The following is an 18,735-nucleotide window of genomic DNA, read 5'->3' as shown; positions in this document are numbered from 1 at the left end:
GGATCACGGAGGTTTCCGTGAATCGTTCGGTCCGAACACGACCCGATCGAAACGAAGTGCGCGCGCGCATCCTGGAGGTGGCTGAGGACCAGTTTCGCCGCACGGGCTATCAAAAGACGTCGGTGGCCGACATCGCCCGCGAACTCGGGATGAGCCCGGCAAATGTCTACCGGTTCTTTCCGTCCAGGGAGGCGATCAACACGTCCATCTACGAGCGGCGGCTGAACGAGATCGCTGCCATTGCACTTGCAATTGCGCGGACAAACGAACGTGCAGGAAAGAAAATCGAGCAATTCCTGAGCTCCATATACCGGAGTAACAAGAAAATGCTCGTCCATGAAAAATACATGCATGATCTGATTGCAGACGCCACAAGAGAGAATTGCGCGGTGATTCATGCGCATTCCGAACGGATGGTCGCAATTCTGGAGGCAATCATACGCCAGGGCATCGAAACGAGCGAGCTCGATGTCCAAGATGCCGCGGAAGCCGCTCGCGCGGTCACGTTCGCTTGCACGCCGCTCTTCCATCCGGTTCTGGTCGAGCAGCATGTCCGGCACAGCGAAGATACTGATACGTGCTTAATCAACCTGATTCCGTTCATACTGAAAGCTCTTGGTAAGATGAGCTAAGAGTCGGCGCGTAAACAGTTGCGCCCTCATTGCGCTCAAGCGCGGGAATTTCAGGGCGGCAAGTCGGCGCGATCCCGGTCATGTTCATCAATGTAAGCTGTCTGGATCATTCCGGCAGCTGGACCAGGCTCAGGAGCTATTAATGCAGGTTGAGGTGTGATTCACTGTCTCCATTGAGGAGGCTTGCACGAGTGATTTGTTCCTGCTGAGCGCGCGGCAGATGGCTTGGATCTCTCCGTTTTTTCCTTTGGCCCATGGCGTGCCGCGGGTTGATGACCGGCGGGTGGCGTGCGGCATCGTCTATGTGATCCGCAACGGTTTGCAGTGGAAGGATGCGCCGAAGGACTGAACCGCCCCGCACGATCTGCAAGCGCACCTTCGTCTTCAGTCCGTGGCTCCACCGCCAAAGGAACCTTGTCGAGCGCTTCTTCAACAGGATCAAGCAAATGCGAGGCCTCGCCAGCCGCTACGACCGGCGCCCCGACAACTTCCTCGCAGCACTCAAGCTCGCCGCCGTCCGCATCTGGATCAATGCATTATGAATCCGCTGCCTAGTTTGACAACATAAAAGCTAGAAGGCCGCAGATCGAGCAATTTCTGAGCACAATGGATTGCTTCCAATTTGACTGCTCTGCGCCTGCCACTCTGGCTTCAGATCGCGAGCCGATGTAAGTTCAACGCGGACGAATGCTTGCCTCATCCTGCCCATCAGAGCCGTACGAGGGAAGGCATCTTGACGACTTTTCGAGCTTGGCTGTGCGTTGAACTCCCATGTCCCTGTCGATCGACGTGATTTTTCTCAACAAGCGCTCTTTGCTAATCAGTCACATTCACCGGCTCGTCGGGTCACGGCAGGTGGCGGAGGAGCTGGCGCACGAAAGCTACCTGCGGGTGGCGAAGGCGCTGCGGGATCGGCCCATCGAGCATGTCCAGGCCTTCCTGTTCCAGACCGCACGCAATCTTGCCGTTGATCACCTGCGGCGCGAGCGCACACGACGTGCGGTCGAGGTCTGCGAAACCGAGGAGGCGCGTCTTTGCGATGTGCCGGACGACGCGGTGTCCACGGAACAGAGGGTCATAGACGTGGAACGACTGCGTCTGTTCGAGAAGGCGCTTTCCGGCCTGCCCAAACGTGCGCAGGAGGCCGTCATACTCAACCGCCTGCACGGCTGGAGCTATCCCCGGATCGCCGCGCACTTGGGGGTTTCGCCGAACACGATCTACAGCGACATCCGCGACGCGATCGCGTCCTGCCTCGACGCATTGGCCGAACGGGAGCCTCCGTGATGCCCGCACGGATGTTCTCCCGGTGGGTTCAATGCGAGTCGTGCCTATTCTAGGCTTCAGGTCATGGCTCGTGAGATCGGCTGTGCGTCTGCGTTCTATCGAGGGTGCCAAGCCAAGGGCTGCATACCTTCATCGTAACTATGTGCCCTCCACGGGCAGGCTTGGGATGTGCCACGTGAACGAGACTTCCTTGGGCAAGGACTCCTCGGGGGACCTCCATGCCGCGGATTCGGTGCGGGAGGCGGCGCTGGATTGGTTCACCCGCCTTGAGGGCCATCCTTCCGATGCCGCGTTGCGTGCCCGCTTCGAGGCCTGGCGACAGGAAGACCCGCGCCATGAGGCCGCCTTGAGCCACATTGCCGAATTGTGGGGGAGCGCCGAGTTCACGGCGGCGGTCGTCCGGCGTGCCTCATCTCTTGCGCCGGCAGCCGTGTCGAAACCGCCACGCCGGGCGCGCCGAGGCTGGCAGGCGGCCGGCATAGCAGCGGCGCTGCTCCTGTTGATCGGCGGGCTTCGTTTGCCAGGGCTCCTGATCCGCCTCAGCGCCGACTATGCCACCGCAGTAGCCGAGCGCCGGACCATCGAACTGCCGGATGGGTCCCGCTTGACCCTCGACGGCGCCAGCGCCGCGGCCATCGACTTCGCCGACGGCCATCGCACGGTGCGCCTGCTGGAAGGCGAGGCCTTCTTTGATGTGGTGCGTGATCCCGCCCGGCCGTTTCGTGCAGTCGGCCGGTTCGGCGCGGTGGAGGTGACGGGCACCGCATTCTCCGTTCGCCTCGGCGCAAGCGAGGACGAGGTGGTGCTGGCCCGCGGCCGAGTGGAGGTGCGGGCGCTGGAGGGCGGAGGCACCCCCTCGCGGCTTGCGCCGGGCGACATGATCTCCGTAGGCCGGGAGGGGCTGTCAGCGGTGCAGAAGGTCGATCCGGAGCGGGCGCTGGCTTGGCTCGACGGGCGCTTGAGCTTCAGCCGTCGCCCGATTGGCGACGTGATCGAGGACGTGCGCCGCTATTACGACGGCCGGATATTCATTTTCGGCAGTGGCATCGCCGCCAGGGAGGTGAGCGGCAGCTACCGCCTCGACGATCCCGCGCTTGTCGTGCGATCGCTCGCCGAGGCGGCGGGCGCCACGGCCACCCATCTGCCCGGCGGCATCATCATCTTAAAATAACGCCGCAGCGCGTCGCCTTGGAATTCTACTAGATCCAATCTTCGACTGAACCCGGCTTTTTGCTGTGAGGTTACCCGCCCCCGCCCGTTCCAGATTCAGGGACGCAATCGCGATCCCGGTCGAGATCGTCGGGTGAGGGTGTTGTGACGAAATCCACGCGGGTGCGCTGCGGGCGCGGACATCTCGGTTTCGCAAGGTTAGGGCAGCTCCTTCTCGCGTCGACGGTGCTCGGTCTCGGCCTGCTCTCCCCGCCCCAGGCGCGAGCACAGACGGCTTCACCGACAGCGGCACAAGGTGTCAACTTCTCGATTCCGGCCCAGCCGCTGGCTCTGGCCTTAGACGCCTTCATCCGCACCACCGGATGGCAGGTCGGCTATTCCTCAGCCCTCGCCGACGGCCGTTCATCCCACCCCGTCTCCGGTGTCCATACGCCGATCGAGGCCTTGCGTGTCATGCTGTCCGGTACGGGCATCGGCATCAGCGCCACGGGACCGAGGACTGCCACCCTCATCTCGCCTGGTAGCCAGCAGGGGGAGCTTAGCGCCATCTCGCTCGGCCTGGTGGAGGTGCGCGCCGAGGACCCGACCCAGCATGTGGACGGCTATCTCGCCACGGTGAGCGCCACCGCCACGGGCATGAACACGCCGATCATCGAGACGCCCCAGTCCATCTCGGTGGTGACGAGCGACCTGATCCGGGACACTGGCGCCGCCACGGTCTCTGAGGCCGTGCAGTACACGCCCAGCGTGAATGCCCAGTCGCCAGCCTTCAGCCGGACCGTGGACGACCTGATGATCCGCGGCTTCAACGTGGCCAACGGCAACTTGGGCATGCTTCGTGACGGCATGAAGTACCAGTCCAATGTCTATGACGGCGGACAGGAGCCCTACGGGCTGGAGCGCATCGAGATCCTGCGTGGCCCCTCGTCCATCCTCTATGGCCAGCTGTCGCCCGGCGGCGTCGTTAATGCCATTTCCAAGCGGCCGACGTTCGACCCGTTCTACGAGGTGAATGCCGAATACGGCAGCTACAACTGGACGCAAATCTCCACCGACATGGGGGGGCAGGCCGTCGGCAATCCGAACCTGGCCTATCGTTTCACCACCCTGTTCCGGGAGGCGGACACCAACATCGACTATGTGGGCGACAACCGCATCTACATCGCGCCCGCCTTCACCTGGAAGAACGATTCCACCTCGCTCACGGTTCTCGCCAACTATCAGCAGATCGCCTCCCGCTTCATCGCGCCCATGCCTTACACCGCGCTCTCCAGCGGGCAGGTGTCCCGGAGTCTGTTCATCGGCAATACGAACTACGACACGTATCAGACCGCGACATCCTCCATCGGCTATCTGTTCGAGCATGAGTTCGATAATGGCATGCGCCTGCGTAATGACACGCGCTATTATCAGGCGGACGTGACCTGGGATTACATGCAGTGGGGCCTCCTGCTCGCCAACGGAACCCTGATCCGCCGCGCAAGTGACCGTCACGATATGTCCACCGGTGTCACCTCCGACACCAGCCTGGAGATGAAATTCGAGATTGGCCCCATCGTACACACGGCCCTTGCCGGCTTCGACTATTATTATCGTGGCTATGATTCTGATCGCTATCGCAGCGGCCTTTATTACAATTTCAACATCTATGATCCTGAGAATTCACAGGTTCCGCCGACCATCAATTACGGCACCAACTACGGTTCCAACAGCACCGGAAATCAGTACGGCCTGTATCTCCAGGACCAGATGAAGATCTGGGAGAAGCTGGTGCTGCTGGTGGGAGGGCGCTACGACTGGGCCCAGTCCGAGAGCACCGCCTATCTCACGAATGTCGTGACGAACCAGGACGATTCTGCCTTCAGCGGTCGCGCTGGCATCGTCTATCTGTTCGACAACGGGCTCGCGCCCTATGTGAGCGTCAGCCAGTCGTTCCAGCCCCAGGTGGGGGCCGATTCCGTCACCGGAGCGGCTTTCCAGCCCAGTAAGGGACTACAATATGAGGCCGGCGTGCGCTACGAGCCGGCGGGCGCGAACCTGATGCTCAGCGCCGCGGTCTACGACATCACCCAGACCAATGTGGTCACGACCGATGCCAGCGGCCTGCAGTACCAGATCGGCGAGGTGGAATCGAAAGGCTTCGAATTCTCCGCCACCGGCAAGTTCGGGGCGCTCAACGTGGTCGCCGCCTATTCCTACACCGACGCCCGTATCACCCAGAGTGTGGACCCGGCCGAAATTGGCCAGCGCGAGGCACTGGTTCCCCTCAACACCATCGCGCTCTGGGCCGACTATGCCCTCGACGACCTCGGTGCCCGCGGGCTCAAGGTTGGGGCCGGCGTGCGCTACCTCACCGACATGAACATGCCGGATATCGGCATCGCCGTGCCGGGCTACACGCTGGTGGATGCCATGGTGAAATACGATCTTGGCGCCTCCAATCCGAACCTCAAGGGGGCCACCCTCGCGCTCAACGGCAAGAACATCTTCAACGCCCAGTACATGACCTGTGCGTCTTCGGATGGCTGCCGCTATGGCGTGCCCACAACCGTCACCGCCACGCTGACGTATCGCTGGTGAGCCATGGCGCGGGGGCTGCAGACCGTGCTCGATCGACGGGCTTTCACCGGAGGGCTGCTCGCGTCGGCCCTCGCCAGCGGCGCCCGCGCCACATCCGGCATCGCGCGGCGGGTGGTGTCGCTGGACCTCATGCTCACCGAGCAACTGCTCACCCTGGGCGTGACGCCCCTCGCCGTCGCCAATATCCCGCTCTACCAGCGCCTCGTGGCAAGGCCGGAGCTGCCCGCAGCCGTCCAGGACGTAGGGCCCCAGCAGGAGCCGAACCGCGAGCTGATCCAGTATCTCGCGCCCGACCTCATCCTCGGGCTGAGCTGGCAGGGTTTTCGCCAGCAGGCGCTGGCGCGCATCGCGCCGGTGGCCTTCCTACCGGCGTCCGGCCAGAACGGACGGCCGTTGGAGGGTGTCCAGGACCTGCTCACCGAGCTCGGGCGGAGGACCGGGCGGGAGGCGGAAGCCGCCGAGGCCAATGGAGCGCTCGACGCACGCCTCGCTGACGCCGGCCAGCGCCTTGCCGGCCGGGCGGCCCGGCCCGTCTATTTCGTCCGCTTCCTCGAGGATGGGCGCCATGTGGCGGTGTTCGGCACGCGCTCTCTCATCGGCGATGTGGCGGCCCGGCTCGGCCTCGCCAACGCCTGGACGGGACGGGGCAATGCCAGCGGCGTCGCCTCCATTGGCATCGCCGACCTCGCGCAGGCGCCCGACGCCGGCCTCATCCATTTCGATCGCGGCGCGGAGACGGTTCGGGCCTTGGCCCGGCTCGCCGCCAGCCCGTTCTGGCAGGCCCTCCCCATGGTGCGCACAGGACGGATCGCAGCCATGCCGGTGATCTATCCGAGCGGCGGCGTCGCGTCCGCCAAGCGCCTCGTGGAGCAGTTGGAGGCGCTCTATCTTGGCGAGGTGCCGCCCCGTGTCTGACGCGCTGGCCGGGCCCGATGCTATGGGGCACTCACGGCCGGGCGCCTTCGGGTCCGCGCTGGGGATGATGCTCCTCGTCTGCGCGGCGGCGCTGCTCGCTTTCGCCTGCGCATGGGAAGTGCCGCCGGCCAGCTGGTGGGCGATGATCTTCGCGCCCAGCCCGTTCGACATGCATCAGCTCATTGTGCGCGAGGCCCTGCTGCCGCGCTTTTCCGTCAGCCTCCTCGCCGGCGCGGCGCTGGGCCTGTCAGGGGCCATGTTCCAGCAGGTGCTGCGTAATCCCCTGGCCGAGCCGGGCACTCTCGGTGTGTTCGCCGGCGCCAAGCTCGCCGTGATGGTGGCCATGCTGTTCGCGCCGCAGTTCCTCGCCTTCGGGCCGGAGGCGGTGGCCCTCGGCGGAGGGGGCGCGAGCTTCCTCGTGGTGGCTGCCATCGGCCTGCGGCAGCGCTTCGCGCCGCTGGTGGTCATCCTGGCCGGCATGGTCATCGGCCTATTCTGCGAAGGCGTATCTCAAGCCTTGCTCCTGTTCTATCACGAGGCGCTCACCGACCTCCTGGTCTGGCAGGCGGGGAGCCTCGCGCAGAACAATTGGGGGCCGACGCGCATGCTGGTCCAGGTGCTGGCCGCCGGTGCGCTGGTCGCCGGCCTGCTCGCCCGCCCGCTCATGGCCTTCGACCTCTCGGACGCGGGCGCTCGCGGCCTCGGCGTCGCGGTGGCGCCGTTCCGCGCCGCGGCCCTGTGCGCGGCGGTCGGCCTCGCGGTGGGGGTGGCAGCGAACGTGGGCGTCATCGCCTTCGTCGGCCTCGCCGGTCCCGCCCTCGCCCGCGCAGCGGGCGCGCGAACGTCCACCGAGCGGCTGTGGATGGCGCCGCTGTTTGGTGCCGGCATACTGGCCCTGACGGACCAGGTCGTCGCAGCAACCTTCGGTTCTCAATTGCCCACCGGCGCCGTCACCGCCGTGCTCGGCGCGCCCCTGCTCCTCTGGCTACTGCGGCGCGTGCGGCCGGGCGCCATGGGACCGGGCATTCTCGCAGCCGTGGGACGGCGACTGGATGACCGGGCGGCGATGGTCGTGATCGCTGGCCTTGTGCTGGGCCTTCTTGCGACCTGCGCGATATCGCTCGTGGCCGGGCGTGTACCGGGAGGCTGGACGCTGGCGTTTGGGCCAGACCTTCAGGCCGTGATGCCATGGCGCGCGCCGCGGGTGGCGGTGGCAGCGGCGGCGGGCGCCCTGTTCGCCCTGTCCGGCCAGATCCTGCAGCGGACGACCGGCAACCCCCTTGCCAGCCCCGAGCTGTTCGGCATCGCCGCTGGCGCGGGGCTCGGGCTGGTGGCAGCCCTCCTGCTCGTGCCGCAGGTAGAAGGAGCGGCGCTGTTCGCGAGCACCAGCATCGGGGCCGGCCTGACGCTCGCCGCCATGATGGCGCTCGGCCGCCGCAGCGGTTTCGCCCCGGCCCATATCCTGCTCGCCGGCATCGCCCTCACGTCCCTGCTTTCTGCGCTCGGGGCGGTCCTGCTGTTCAGCGGAGATCCGCGGGCGCTGGTGCTGGTGGCCTGGCTTTCCGGCTCCACCTATGGCGTTACCGCGGGCGAAGCGGCCGCGGCCTGCGCCGCCGCCCTCGCCAGCCTGGCCGTTCTGCCGCTGATGCGGCGATGGCTCGCGATCCTGCCGCTCGGCCCGGACCTCAGCCGCAGCCTCGGCGTCCGCCTTGGGCCGAGCCGGCTGCTCCTGCTGGGACTGGCCGCCATGGCCACCGCCATCGGCACGCTCGTCACCGGCCCGCTCTCCTTCGCCGGCCTGATGGCGCCGCACATGGCGCGCCTTCTCGGCTTCCGCGGAGTGCTGACGCAGAGCTATGGCGCAGCCCTGATCGGTGCCGCCCTCATGGTCTGCGCCGACTTTTTGGGACGCACGCTGGCCTTTCCCTGGCAGATGCCTGCCGGCCTCGTGGCGAGCCTCCTCGGCGGCGGCTATTTCCTTCTCCTCCTGGCACGGCGGGTTCCATGATCGCGGAACTCTCACCACTCTTCCGCGGCCCCCTCGCGCCCTATGCTGAGACGCTGCGACTTGCCGCGGACGACGCTTCGGACCGACCCGGAACGGAACTGGCGGATCCGTCGGCGCTGAAGCCCCATCTGGACCGCTTCGCGCAGCGCTACGCCACGCCGGAACCCCGGGCGGTCGGTTCCCTGTGGCTGAAGCACCATATCGCGGCGGTGCTCACCCCCGTGCTGGCCGCCAACCTGCTGCTCGGCCGGCAGATGCCGGTGGCGCTCGACCACATCGGCTTCCTGCCGGGGGCGGACGGCGTCGTCGTGGCGCTGGTTCTGCCCCATGCGGGCGAAATGGCCATCCACACGGATTCCTTTTCCCGGTTCCAAACCCTGCTGGAGGGGCACATCGCGCCCGTGGTCAGGGCAGCGGCCAAGGCGAGCGGCGCCACGCCGAAGGTGCTCTGGGGCAACGTGGGCAACTGGTTCGATATGCTGACCAGCGAGGCGGCGTCCATGGGCGCGGCGGGGGCCGGTGACGCCCTTACCCTTTTGGCCGAGGCGCGCAAACCGGACGGCACGCGCAACCCCCTCTTCGCGCCGGTGCGCCACGCGCCCGAAGGCCGTCGCCGCAAGGTCTGCTGCCTGCGCTACCTGATCCCCGAGCTTGATCTGTGTGACACGTGCCCCCTGCCTGAGGCGGTGCGGCCATGAGCGCGTGGCAACCGGCGACGCCGCTCACCTTCGCGGGCCTTATCGCCCCCTATCGGGGACGCATGATCCTCGCCACCCTGGCCGGCCTCGCTGGAGGCGCGGCCATGGCGGGCGTCTTGGCCGCGGTCAATGGCGCGCTGGCCGGGCCGGTCACGTGGGGCAGCCTCGCGCTGCTTCTCGGCCTCGGGATGGTAGCCCTTGGCGGCACCATGGCGGCGGACCTGACGTCCACTTTCGTGGGCCAGAGGATGGTTGCGGGACTGCGCGCGCACCTCGCCCGGCTGATTCTCGCCGCGCCCCTGGCTGAACTGGAGCGTTTCCGCAGCCATCGGCTGATCCCGATCCTGGTGTCGGACATCGCCATTCTCAGCGAGATGACGTCCGTGCTGCCGCCGCTGGCGGTGGCGCTGGTCGTCGTCTCGGGCTGCCTTTCCTATCTCGCCATGCTGTCGCCGCTCCTCTTCGGCCTCACCTTCGTGGTGCTCGCGGCCGGCACGGCGCTCCAGCTCTGGGCGCGCATCCGAGGCGTGCGGCTCTATGTGGCCGCCCGCGATGCCGAGGACGACCTGCACAGGCATTTCCGCACCCTGGTCGACGGCGCCAAGGAACTGCAACAGCACCGTGGCCGGCGAGCGCGGCTGCTTTCGGACGGGTTCGTCGCGACCGCCGAGCGCATCCGCATGCTGCTGGCCAGCGCAATGGCGATCCTTATTGCCTGCCGCACCCTCGGCTCCGGCCTGCTGATCCTGCTGGTGGCTCTGGTGGTGGGGCTTGCCGCGAACCAAGACGATGCTGGCACGGCCCGCGGCTTCGTCCTCGTCCTCCTGTTCATGAAGGGGCCGCTCGACCAGTTGCTGAACCACTTGCCTGCGGCCAGCCGGTCACACATCGCATGGGGCCGCATCCGTCGCCTTGCCGCCCGTTTCCGGGGCCATCGCGACAGCGCCGGGACAATTGGGGGCGCATTGCCGCCGCTCAGGGAACTCTGCCTCGAAGGGGTGAAATTCCAACACTGGGAGGGGGAGGCCGCCTTCCATCTCGGCCCCGTCGATCTCACCATCGTCGCGGGCGAGACGGTGTTCATCGTCGGCGCCAACGGCGCCGGCAAGACAACGCTGATCAAGCTGCTGCTGGGCCTCTACGCCCCCACCGCCGGCCGCGTGAGCTGGAACGGCCGGACCGTGAGCGAAGCGGAGCGTGACGACTACAGGCAGATGTTCGCCGCGGTGCTCTCCGACTATTTCCTGTTCGACGGCCCCGCCGAGGGCTCCGCCGCAACGGCCCTCGGCCTACTGGACCGGCTCGGTCTTGCCCATAAGGTGACGCTGGAGGGCACCAACTGGTCCACGCTTGACCTTTCCACCGGCCAGCGCAAGCGTCTCGCCTTGGTGGACGCTTGGCTTCAGGCGCGTCCTGTGATGGTGTTTGACGAATGGGCGGCAGACCAAGACCCCACCTTCCGCCGGCTCTTCTACGAGGAGATCCTGCCTGAGCTGAAGCACGAAGGGCGGACCCTGATCGTCATCTCCCACGACGATCGTTATTTCCACGCAGCGGACCGCTTGCTGGTGCTGGACGGCGGCCGTCTTGACATCCGTTCCGTGCCCACGATGCCTGTCAAGGAGGCCACCCCGTGATGCTCCAGCCATCCCATCCCGACGCGCCGCCCCCGAGACCTAAGTCGCCCCTGTTCGCGCTGAAGGGAGCGGGCTTCGCGGTCAATGGACGGGCGCTTCTTGCGCCCCTGGATCTGGAATTGAGGGCCGGGCAGGTCACGGGCCTCATCGGTCACAACGGGTCTGGCAAGTCGACGCTGCTGAAGCTGCTGGCGCGGCAGGAAACACCCACCTCCGGCGCCATCCGCTTCGAAGCGAGGCTCCTGCCGGAATGGAGCGCGCGTGCCTTGGCGCGGCGCCTCGGCCATCTGCCGCAACAGCCGCCGGCCGCGCCAGGCTTGCGCGTGCGTGAGCTGGTGGCGCTCGGGCGCTATCCCTGGCACGGGGCGCTCGGGCGGTTTGGCGCCGCGGACAGGAACAAGGTGGAAGAGGCTATGGCCGCCACCGGCGTGGCCAATCTTGCGGGGCGCGACGTGGATACGCTCTCGGGTGGAGAGCGCCAGCGCGCCTTCATCGCGATGCTGATTGCCCAGGACGCCCCGAGCCTGTTGCTGGATGAGCCCACCTCCGCCCTCGACATCGCCCACCAGATGGAGGTGCTCACCTTGGTTCGCACGCTCTGCGACACAAGGGGCATGAGCATCCTCGTGGTGCTTCACGACATTAACTTGGCCGCCCGCTTTTGCGACGAGATACTTGCCCTGCGCGCCGGCCATCTCGTCGCCCGCGGCACTCCAACGGAACTGATGGAGGCGGAGACGCTGGAGCGAATCTATAGCATCCACATGGCTGTCAGCCCCGCCACGCACCCCGCTCGGCCCATGGCGTTCGTCCCCTGATGCCCGGGCGGTAACAGCCCTGATGTCCGGGCGGTAACAACTTTGCTATACAGTGCGTTGGAGTGCCGCTTGCGGGCCTTGAGCCTAACAAGTGCGTTCACGCTCTCGCTGACAAACTCGCGCGTCAAAATCTGGTTTCGTCGAACCCGAAGTCGTCGAGGTCCATGGCCAGGCAGCTTGGCGATGGTGATCTGGTATTTGATGGAGCGGGCCTGTTTTTCGGAGATCTCTGCCGAGGGCAGAACCGCCGTTCAGATTTTCACGGCGATATCGTCGAGCGCGCTCCATTGGGGCACGTCGCCGAAGCCGGTGGGGATGCGCAGGGCCTTCACATAGGTGAATTCGTTCAGCGTCATGGCCGCCCGCTCGCGCCCGTAGCCGCTGGACTTGGTGCCGCCGAAGGGGGTGCCGTTGCCGCCGCGGTTGTAGTTGTTGATGAAGACGATTCCCGCCTCCACCCCTCGGGCCACCCGGTTCGCGCGAGCTTGATCGCGTGAATAAACTCCGGCCACCAGCGCGAAGTCGGTGGAGTTGGCGATGGCGATGGCCTCCTCCTCGGTGCGGAAACTCATCAGCGCGGTGACGGGACCGAAGATTTCCTCCTGCGCGATGCGCATATGCGGCGCCACGCCGGTGAAGACGGTAGGCTGGACGAAATAGCCGTTCCGCAGCCGCTCTTCCTGCGGCAGCGGGGCCTGGGCGAGGATGGTGGCGCCTTCCTCCAGGCCGATCCGGATATAGTCCAGAACCTTTTGCTGCTGGGGCTTCGAGATGAGCGGGCCCACATGGACCTTCGGGTCCGTTCCCTCGCCCAGCCGGAGCCGGCGGACGAAGGCGGCGAAGTGCTTGGCGAAGGCGTCGTGGATGTCGGCGTGAACGAGGATGCGCGAGCCGGCGGTGCAGGCCTCGCCCTTGTTGAAGAAGGCCGCATCGACCGCATCTCGCACGGCGCGGTCCAGATCCGCATCCTCGAACACGATGAAGGGGTTCTTGCCCCCGAGTTCCAGTAGCACCGGGACGTGCCGCTCCGCCGCCGCCTTGAGCACCGCCGTGCCGGTGGAGGGGGCGCCGGTGAAGGAAATCTTGCGGATCAGCGGATGTGCGGTGAGTGCCCGGCCGGTGGCCCCGGGGCCGGGTACGACATGGACGAGATCGGGCGGCAGCACCGCATTGATGATCTCGACGATGCGCATGATGGTGAGGGGCGCCTGCTCGCCCGGCTTCAGCACGATGGTGTTTCCGGCCGCCAGCGCCGGCGCGATCTTCGCGCCGGTATGGATGGGCGGCCAGTTGAAGGGGATGATGCCCGCGACCACGCCAAAGGGCTCGCGCACCGTGACCGAATAGACGTTGCCCATGTCCAGCGTCTCGCCGCTCATCTTGTCGGCGAGGCTGCCGAAATAGGCGAAGGCGTGGATCAGGGCGGAGACGTCGAAGGCCTTGGCGTCACGGACCGGCTTGCCGTTCTCGCGGCAGAGCAGTTCGGAAAGTTCGTCGGCATGTTCGGAGAGCTTGCGGCTGGCCTGGAGAAGGGCGAGCCCGCGCTCGCGCGCAGGGACGCGTCGCCAGCCGAGAAAGGCTGCGTGGGCCGACCTCACCGCAGCGTCCACTTCCGCCACTCCGCCGCCCTGCACGACGGCGAAGATCTCGCCGGTGGCGGGATTGTCGACGGGAAAGCGGTCCTCGGCGTTCGTCGAGGACCAGCGGGTGGTGACGAGATCGAGCGGTGTTCTTCCCATGGCGGGTCTTCCTCATCGGTGGCCATGCCCGAAGGAAGCCGGACACGGCAGTGCACCGGCCAGCCCCATCACGGGCTGGCCGGTGCCGGTTTCAGCGGGAAATGTCTTCGAGCGACCGGTTGGTGGTCTCGATGGCCAGAGCCGAGACGACGATGCCTGCGACGATGGCGACCGCGGCGAAGACGAGGAACACCATGCCGATACCATCGGCGACGAAGAATCCCACGATCAGCGGGCCGACCATGGAGGCCAGCCGCAGCCAGGCGGTGCCGAGGGCGGTGCCGATGGCCCGGGCGCGGGTCGGGTAGATCTCCGGCGTGTAGAGATAGATGCCGAGGACCGACAGGCCCGCAAAGTAATAAGCGATGCCGCTGAGCACCACGAACTGGGGCACCGACGTGAGACCCACGTACCAGATGGAGAGGAGCGCTGCCGCGGCCCCGAACAGGGCGACCATGAACAGCCTGCGCCGTCCGATCCGGTCGATGACGAAGCCCGCCGTCAGTCCGCCGGCCAGCTGCATCAGGCTGCCGATGGTGCCGAAGCGCAGCGCGGTTTCGAGCGGCAGGTTGAACACGCTCCGGTACAGGGTCGGCAGCCAGGTGCCGAGGCCGTAGGTGATGAGGAAGGTGGAGAACCAGATCACCCACACCACCACCGTGCGCTTGATGTAGTCGGGGCCGACCAGGTCACGCCAGGACGACCTGCGCGGGTCCGCGGGCACCCATTCGGTGGGCGGGGCGAGCTTCTGGCCGGTGGAGGCCTCGATCTCGCTCTCGATGCGCGCCATGGCGGCCTTCGCGTCGGCCACCCGGTTGCGGCTCGCGAGCCAGCGGGGCGATTCCGGCAGCACGAAGCCGAGGCTCACGCCGATGATGATCGGCAGGACGCCGATGAAGAACATCGCCTGCCAGCCGAGATGCGGCACCACGAAGGAGCCGATCAGGCCGGATGCGAACAGCCCGAAGGTGAAGACGCATTCGTAGAGGATGAAGAATCGTCCGCGCTTGTGCGCCTTGGCGATCTCGCTGATGTAAACCGCTGCGATCGGCACCTGCGCGCCGAGGCCGAGGCCCTGGATGGTGCGGAAGACGAGGAGCGTCTCGTAGTCCGAGGCGAACGCGCAGGCGAGGCTCATCGCCGACATGATGCAGATGGCGCCGATCATGGTCGGCAGGCGGCCGAAGCGTTCGGCGCACATGCCGGCCACGAGCGCGCCGACAAGCTGACCGAGATAGCCGGTCGAGATGAGAAAGCCGACTTGCGGCCCGCTGAGCTTCCACAGCGGCCGCAGCACCGGCAGCACCTGTGCGATGGTGAGCGCGTCGAACGCATCGAAGAAGGTCGCCGTACCGATCAGGATGCGGGCCTTCAGGTGCCAGCGCGAGAACGGCAAGCGCTCGATGCGCGCGGCGACGTCGCGGATCACCTCCGCATGCGCGCTGTCGGACGTGCCCATACTGATGTTCGTCATCCAATCACCTCCCCCGGCATTGCTTTGATCCGTGTTCTTGATGAGGGAGCGTACCGATGGCCGGCACGCGTCCTCGCCGCGGCCGGTCTTCACGCCAGCTTCAGCAGCCTCTTGGCGTTGCCGCCGAAAATCTTCGCCTTGTCGGCGTCACCCAGCTCGAACGCCCGCAGCCAGTCCACGCCCGGCGCGTTCTCCACGAAGGGCCAGTCGATGGAGAACAGGATGCGGTCCACGCCCATCTCCGCGATGCAGCAGGCAAGCGCGGGGTCGGAGAAGAAGCCGCTCGTCGTCACGTGGAAATGGTCGGTGAACAGCTTGCGGAAAGTCTTCGTCGGCGTGTCGCGGCTCAGGGCCTCGTCGATGCGGGCCATGAGGAACGGGATCCCCTCGCCGAGGTGCCCGAGAATGAACTGGAGACGGGGAAACGCCTCCAGCGCCCCCGACAGGACGAGGCGCATGGCATGGGTGCCGGTCTCGATGGTGAAGCCCCACGCGGCCGTGGCGAAGGTCGGGTGGGTCTCGGCATATTTCCCCATGTAGGCCTGCCGCACCGCAGCCATCGGCAGGGCGGGATGGATATAGAGAGGCACATCCAGTGCCTCGGCGCGTTCCAGGATCGGCCGGAAGCGGGCATCGTCCAGAAAGAGCCCGTCCGTCGTCCCGTGGATCATGGCGCCCTTGAATCCCAGCTCCAGCACGGCCCGTTCCAGTTCCCGCGCGGCGGCCTCTGGAACGGCCGTGGGCAGCGAGGCGAAGGCCGCGAAGCGGGCCGGATGCGCTCCCACCACCTCGGCGAGCCGATCGTTGGCGCGCCGGGCAACGTCAGCCGCTGACGGCGCCGGAACCCGTTGAAGCCCGGGCGGCGCATGGGAGAGCACCTGGATGTCGACGCCAGCCTCGTCCATTTCACGCAGGCGCTGGGCACCGAGATCGCGCATGCGGGTGGCGAGGCTCCCGCCGGCGCCGCCGGCAATGGCGTACACCTCCGCATCGAGATAGTGCTCCTCGATGGCAACGACCGGCCTTGGCGCCGCCATGGCGCGCCTCCTGCTGCTCGGATGCGTGTCGAAAGCTCTGGCCCGCCATCCCCCGCGCCGGCCGTGCCGGCGCAGGGGCGTGGCTCAGGCACACAGAGCGGCGAGTTCGGCGTGGGTGGTCAGACGCGCAAGCGCCTCGTAGCGGCGGGCGAGGCGCAGCGACTCGATCAGCTCGATGATCCCGTAGGGCCGGCCGAACACGTGCGCGTGCACGGTGATGTCCAGGCAACAGGGGCGCTTGGGGGCGTCCGGCCACTGCGAGAGCAGGCGTTCCAGGATCTGGGTGAAGGCACGCGGCTCGTTGCCGTAGCGGATGTAGAGCGGCATGTCGTTCACCTCCATGGTGAACGGGACACCGACGACGCTGCCCCGCAGGGTTTCCAGCTTGTAGGGCACGTCCGTGTCGAAGATATCGGAATGCCAGGCGAAGCCCTGTTCCGCCAGCAAGGCGGAGGTGACGGCGCTGGGGGTGCAGCGCGGGCTGATCCAGCCCGCCGGACGGCGGCTGGAAGTCGCCTCGATGGTGGAGATGCAGCGCAGGAGGTCGGCGCGCTCCTCGGCCTCGGTCTGGTAGGCCGGCACGATGTTCTGCGCCCAGGCATGGGCGGCGATGTCGTGCCCGGCGGCGACGATGGCCTTCATCAGGTCGGGGTAGCGCTCGGCGAGGATGCCGCTGACGTAGAACACCGCCTTCACGTCGGCAGCGGCGAGCGCGTCGAGGATGCGCCATGTGCCGACCTTGGGGCCGTAGTCCGCCCAGGAGCGGCCCTGCAGGTCGAGCACGCCGGCCTTGAGCGGGTTGCCCATGGGGCCGATGCCCGGCGCGGAATCGTCGCTCCAGGCTTCGAGCATCACGCTGACCGAAAGGGCGAGCGGACGGTCCAGGGGCCAGGCGACGGGGGTGGAGGTTGCTGCGGTCATGCGGCGCGCCCTTTCAAGTGTCGCGGTTCGTTCAGCCGATACGGTTCTGGATCGTGCCGATGCCCTCGATGTGGCAGGTCACGAGATCACCCCGCTGAAGCGGGTGGGGCGGCGTCATGGCATAGCCGACACCGGAGGGCGTGCCGGTGGCGATGATGTCGCCAGCTTCCAGCGTCATCCCGCGCGACAGGTCCTCGATGATGCGGGGCAGGTCGAAGATCATCTGCGAGGTGTTGGCGGCCTGACGGCGCTCGCCGTTCACCTCCAGCCACAGGTCGAGCTTCTGCGGATCGGCGATGGCGTCGTCGGTGACGATGCAGGGGCCGATGGGGCAGCTGCCGTCGAGGCCCTTGCCCTTGAACCATTGGTCGTGGCGCCGCTGCAGGTCGCGACCGGTGATGTCATTGAGCACCGTGTAGCCGAAGACGTACTTGCGCCAGTCGGCAGCCGGAATATCGCGGCCGTCGCGGCCGATCACGATGGCAAGCTCGATTTCGTAGTCGAGCAGGTTGGTGATGCCCTCGTGCAGAGGGATGGTGTCTCCGGTGGCGATGACGGTCGTCGGCGGCTTGGAGAAGAACTGCGGAAATTCCGGCAGCTTCAGGTCCAGCCCGCGCGCCTTGTAGCCCTCCGTGACGTGATCGATGTAGTTGCGGCCGACGCAGAAGATGTTCTTGGCCGGGCGCGGGATCGGCGCCAGAAGCGTGACGTCTTCCAGCGGGACGAGACCAAGCGCCCCCCGTGCGGCCTCGGCCAGAGCCTTCGCGGCATCGACGGCGCCTGCGCGGATCAGCGAGAGCATGCTCTCGAATTCAGGCTTGCCGGTCGCCGTGAGGTCGAACACGGCGTCATCGAGCACCACACCCAGGTGCTGATCGACGGACGGCTTGCAAACAAAGGTGACCAGTTTCATCGGCAGTTCTCCTACCGTCAAAAAATATCGATTTTCTGAGGTGGTCAACTTAAATATCGATTTTTTGATTGTGCGCTGCAATATTATCGATCATTCAGGCTTTACGAAGCGGCTATGATCATCCAAGATTCGTGGGCGAAGAACGGAGCGCGGCACTGTTGATGACGAAGAGCGCAACCCTGGCCAGCGAGGCCTATGGACGGCTGCGGAGCGATATCATCGACGGGGCGATCAAGCCGGGCGCCAAGCTCAAGATTCGCACCATCTGCGATCAGTATGGCATCGGTGCCAGCCCGGTCCGCGAGGCGCTGAACCGGCTCGCCAGCGAGGGACTGCTCGATCATCGCGACCAGCGCGGGTTCCGGGTCCACTCGGTCACACTCCAGGACCTCGACGAGCTGATCCTTGCGCGATGCTGGGCCAACGAGGTCGGGCTGCGCAATTCGATCCGCAGCGGGGGGCTCGCCTGGGAAGAGGGCGTGACCGCGGCGCTCCAGCGGCTGGAAGCCATTCCGCGCTATCTCTCCGACGACACGACCGAGCGCAATCCCGCATGGGAGCAGGCCCACGGCGCCTTCCATGCGTCGCTGGTGGCAGCCTCCGGATCGTCCTGGATAAACGATTTCTGTGCGCAGCTGTATGTCGCGGCGCAACGCTACCGTCATGCGGCGCGGACCGTCCCGCGTGCCGGCCGCAACGAGCAGGATGAGCATCGGGCCATCGCGCAGGCCGCCATCGCCCGGCGCGAGAACGAGGCCGTCGAACTGCTGATGGAGCATTTCCGGCTGACCGCGCGGCTGGTCCGCGCGGCCCTTCGCCAGGATGGCATGTAGACGTCTGTTACGTCGGAGCCGAGCAGGCGGCCGGTCCACGCCGCAGCAGTCGAGCCATATGGGCGCATACTCT

At 66.5% G+C, this 18,735-nt stretch carries 15 protein-coding genes and 3 pseudogenes; 12 read left to right on the top strand and 6 right to left on the bottom strand.

Features of this window, described 5'->3' with window-relative positions:
* The first annotated feature begins 17 nt into the window (after positions 1–17).
* From ACT54R_RS03745 to ACT54R_RS03695, 11 genes and pseudogenes are all read left to right on the top strand, one after another.
* The gene (locus ACT54R_RS03745; RefSeq protein ID WP_476323826.1) at positions 18–632 is read left to right on the top strand and encodes a TetR/AcrR family transcriptional regulator; all 615 of its coding nucleotides are present in this window, start codon (positions 18–20) and stop codon (positions 630–632) included.
* 172 nt (positions 633–804) lie between these two features.
* Positions 805–972: pseudogene (locus ACT54R_RS03740) on the top strand (transposase); the annotation flags it as partial.
* 10 nt (positions 973–982) lie between these two features.
* Positions 983–1,174, top strand: a pseudogene (locus tag ACT54R_RS03735) (IS5/IS1182 family transposase); the annotation flags it as partial.
* 229 nt (positions 1,175–1,403) lie between these two features.
* Complete coding sequence (locus tag ACT54R_RS03730; protein ID WP_476323823.1) at positions 1,404–1,919, top strand: RNA polymerase sigma factor; 516 nt, start codon at positions 1,404–1,406, stop codon at positions 1,917–1,919.
* Between the two features lie 175 nt (positions 1,920–2,094).
* Positions 2,095–3,090, top strand: a complete 996-nt coding sequence (locus tag ACT54R_RS03725; protein WP_476323820.1) for a FecR family protein — start codon at positions 2,095–2,097, stop codon at positions 3,088–3,090.
* Between the two features lie 143 nt (positions 3,091–3,233).
* On the top strand, positions 3,234–5,669 hold the full coding sequence (locus tag ACT54R_RS03720; protein WP_476323817.1) for a TonB-dependent siderophore receptor: 2,436 nt from the start codon (positions 3,234–3,236) through the stop codon (positions 5,667–5,669).
* Between the two features lie 3 nt (positions 5,670–5,672).
* Positions 5,673–6,584 carry an ABC transporter substrate-binding protein gene (locus tag ACT54R_RS03715; RefSeq protein ID WP_476323814.1) on the top strand — a complete coding sequence of 304 codons (912 nt, stop codon included), beginning with the start codon at positions 5,673–5,675 and terminating at the stop codon, positions 6,582–6,584.
* On the top strand, positions 6,577–8,592 hold the full coding sequence (gene fhuB, locus ACT54R_RS03710) for a Fe(3+)-hydroxamate ABC transporter permease FhuB (RefSeq protein WP_476323811.1): 2,016 nt from the start codon (positions 6,577–6,579) through the stop codon (positions 8,590–8,592). Before ACT54R_RS03715 ends, fhuB begins: the two co-directional genes overlap by 8 nt.
* Positions 8,589–9,290: a siderophore-iron reductase FhuF gene (fhuF, locus tag ACT54R_RS03705; RefSeq protein WP_476323808.1), complete on the top strand. Its 702-nt coding sequence runs from the start codon at positions 8,589–8,591 to the stop codon at positions 9,288–9,290. The genes fhuB and fhuF overlap by 4 nt, the downstream gene beginning before the upstream one ends.
* Positions 9,287–10,927 (top strand): cyclic peptide export ABC transporter, encoded by a 1,641-nt coding sequence (locus ACT54R_RS03700; RefSeq protein WP_476323805.1) that lies wholly within the window; start codon positions 9,287–9,289, stop codon positions 10,925–10,927. The genes fhuF and ACT54R_RS03700 overlap by 4 nt, the downstream gene beginning before the upstream one ends.
* Complete coding sequence (locus tag ACT54R_RS03695) at positions 10,927–11,745, top strand: ABC transporter ATP-binding protein (RefSeq protein ID WP_476323802.1); 819 nt, start codon at positions 10,927–10,929, stop codon at positions 11,743–11,745. Before ACT54R_RS03700 ends, ACT54R_RS03695 begins: the two co-directional genes overlap by 1 nt.
* 133 nt (positions 11,746–11,878) lie before the next feature.
* On the opposite strand, the pseudogene ACT54R_RS03690 reads toward ACT54R_RS03695, so the two are convergent.
* The 6 genes and pseudogenes from ACT54R_RS03690 to ACT54R_RS03665 form a co-directional block, all read right to left on the bottom strand.
* Positions 11,879–11,987, bottom strand: a pseudogene (locus ACT54R_RS03690) (IS21-like element helper ATPase IstB); the annotation flags it as partial.
* Positions 11,988–11,996: 9 nt separating this feature from the next.
* Positions 11,997–13,484: an aldehyde dehydrogenase family protein gene (locus ACT54R_RS03685; RefSeq protein WP_476323799.1), complete on the bottom strand. Its 1,488-nt coding sequence runs from the start codon at positions 13,482–13,484 to the stop codon at positions 11,997–11,999.
* Positions 13,485–13,575: 91 nt separating this feature from the next.
* Positions 13,576–14,958, bottom strand: a complete 1,383-nt coding sequence (locus ACT54R_RS03680; protein WP_476323796.1) for an MFS transporter — start codon at positions 14,956–14,958, stop codon at positions 13,576–13,578.
* An 89-nt stretch (positions 14,959–15,047) separates the two neighbouring features.
* Entirely contained in the window at positions 15,048–15,995 is a 948-nt protein-coding gene (locus ACT54R_RS03675; RefSeq protein WP_476323793.1) for an amidohydrolase family protein, read from the bottom strand.
* Between the two features lie 84 nt (positions 15,996–16,079).
* Positions 16,080–16,916: a polysaccharide deacetylase family protein gene (locus ACT54R_RS03670; protein ID WP_476323790.1), complete on the bottom strand. Its 837-nt coding sequence runs from the start codon at positions 16,914–16,916 to the stop codon at positions 16,080–16,082.
* Positions 16,917–16,947: 31 nt separating this feature from the next.
* Positions 16,948–17,829 (bottom strand): fumarylacetoacetate hydrolase family protein, encoded by an 882-nt coding sequence (locus ACT54R_RS03665; RefSeq protein WP_476323787.1) that lies wholly within the window; start codon positions 17,827–17,829, stop codon positions 16,948–16,950.
* A 161-nt stretch (positions 17,830–17,990) separates the two neighbouring features.
* On the opposite strand from ACT54R_RS03665, the gene ACT54R_RS03660 reads away from it, so the two are divergent.
* Positions 17,991–18,662 carry a GntR family transcriptional regulator gene (locus tag ACT54R_RS03660; RefSeq protein ID WP_476323784.1) on the top strand — a complete coding sequence of 224 codons (672 nt, stop codon included), beginning with the start codon at positions 17,991–17,993 and terminating at the stop codon, positions 18,660–18,662.
* Positions 18,663–18,735 lie beyond the last annotated feature (73 nt).

It is taken from the genome of Xanthobacter sp. DMC47 (assembly GCF_056313845.1).
The sequence above is the reverse complement of the archived record's forward strand: the minus strand, read 5'-3'. Positions and strand labels throughout refer to the sequence as shown.

Coding starts and splice junctions, on each gene's coding strand:
- ACT54R_RS03730 (WP_476323823.1), top strand. CDS start 1,404: ATGTCCCTGTCGATCGACGTGATTTTTCTCAACAAGCGCTCTTTGCTA.
- ACT54R_RS03665 (WP_476323787.1), bottom strand. CDS start 17,829: ATGAAACTGGTCACCTTTGTTTGCAAGCCGTCCGTCGATCAGCACCTG.
- ACT54R_RS03670 (WP_476323790.1), bottom strand. CDS start 16,916: ATGACCGCAGCAACCTCCACCCCCGTCGCCTGGCCCCTGGACCGTCCG.
- ACT54R_RS03685 (WP_476323799.1), bottom strand. CDS start 13,484: ATGGGAAGAACACCGCTCGATCTCGTCACCACCCGCTGGTCCTCGACG.
- ACT54R_RS03700 (WP_476323805.1), top strand. CDS start 9,287: ATGAGCGCGTGGCAACCGGCGACGCCGCTCACCTTCGCGGGCCTTATC.
- ACT54R_RS03695 (WP_476323802.1), top strand. CDS start 10,927: ATGCTCCAGCCATCCCATCCCGACGCGCCGCCCCCGAGACCTAAGTCG.
- fhuF (WP_476323808.1), top strand. CDS start 8,589: ATGATCGCGGAACTCTCACCACTCTTCCGCGGCCCCCTCGCGCCCTAT.
- ACT54R_RS03680 (WP_476323796.1), bottom strand. CDS start 14,958: ATGACGAACATCAGTATGGGCACGTCCGACAGCGCGCATGCGGAGGTG.
- ACT54R_RS03715 (WP_476323814.1), top strand. CDS start 5,673: ATGGCGCGGGGGCTGCAGACCGTGCTCGATCGACGGGCTTTCACCGGA.
- ACT54R_RS03675 (WP_476323793.1), bottom strand. CDS start 15,995: ATGGCGGCGCCAAGGCCGGTCGTTGCCATCGAGGAGCACTATCTCGAT.
- ACT54R_RS03660 (WP_476323784.1), top strand. CDS start 17,991: ATGACGAAGAGCGCAACCCTGGCCAGCGAGGCCTATGGACGGCTGCGG.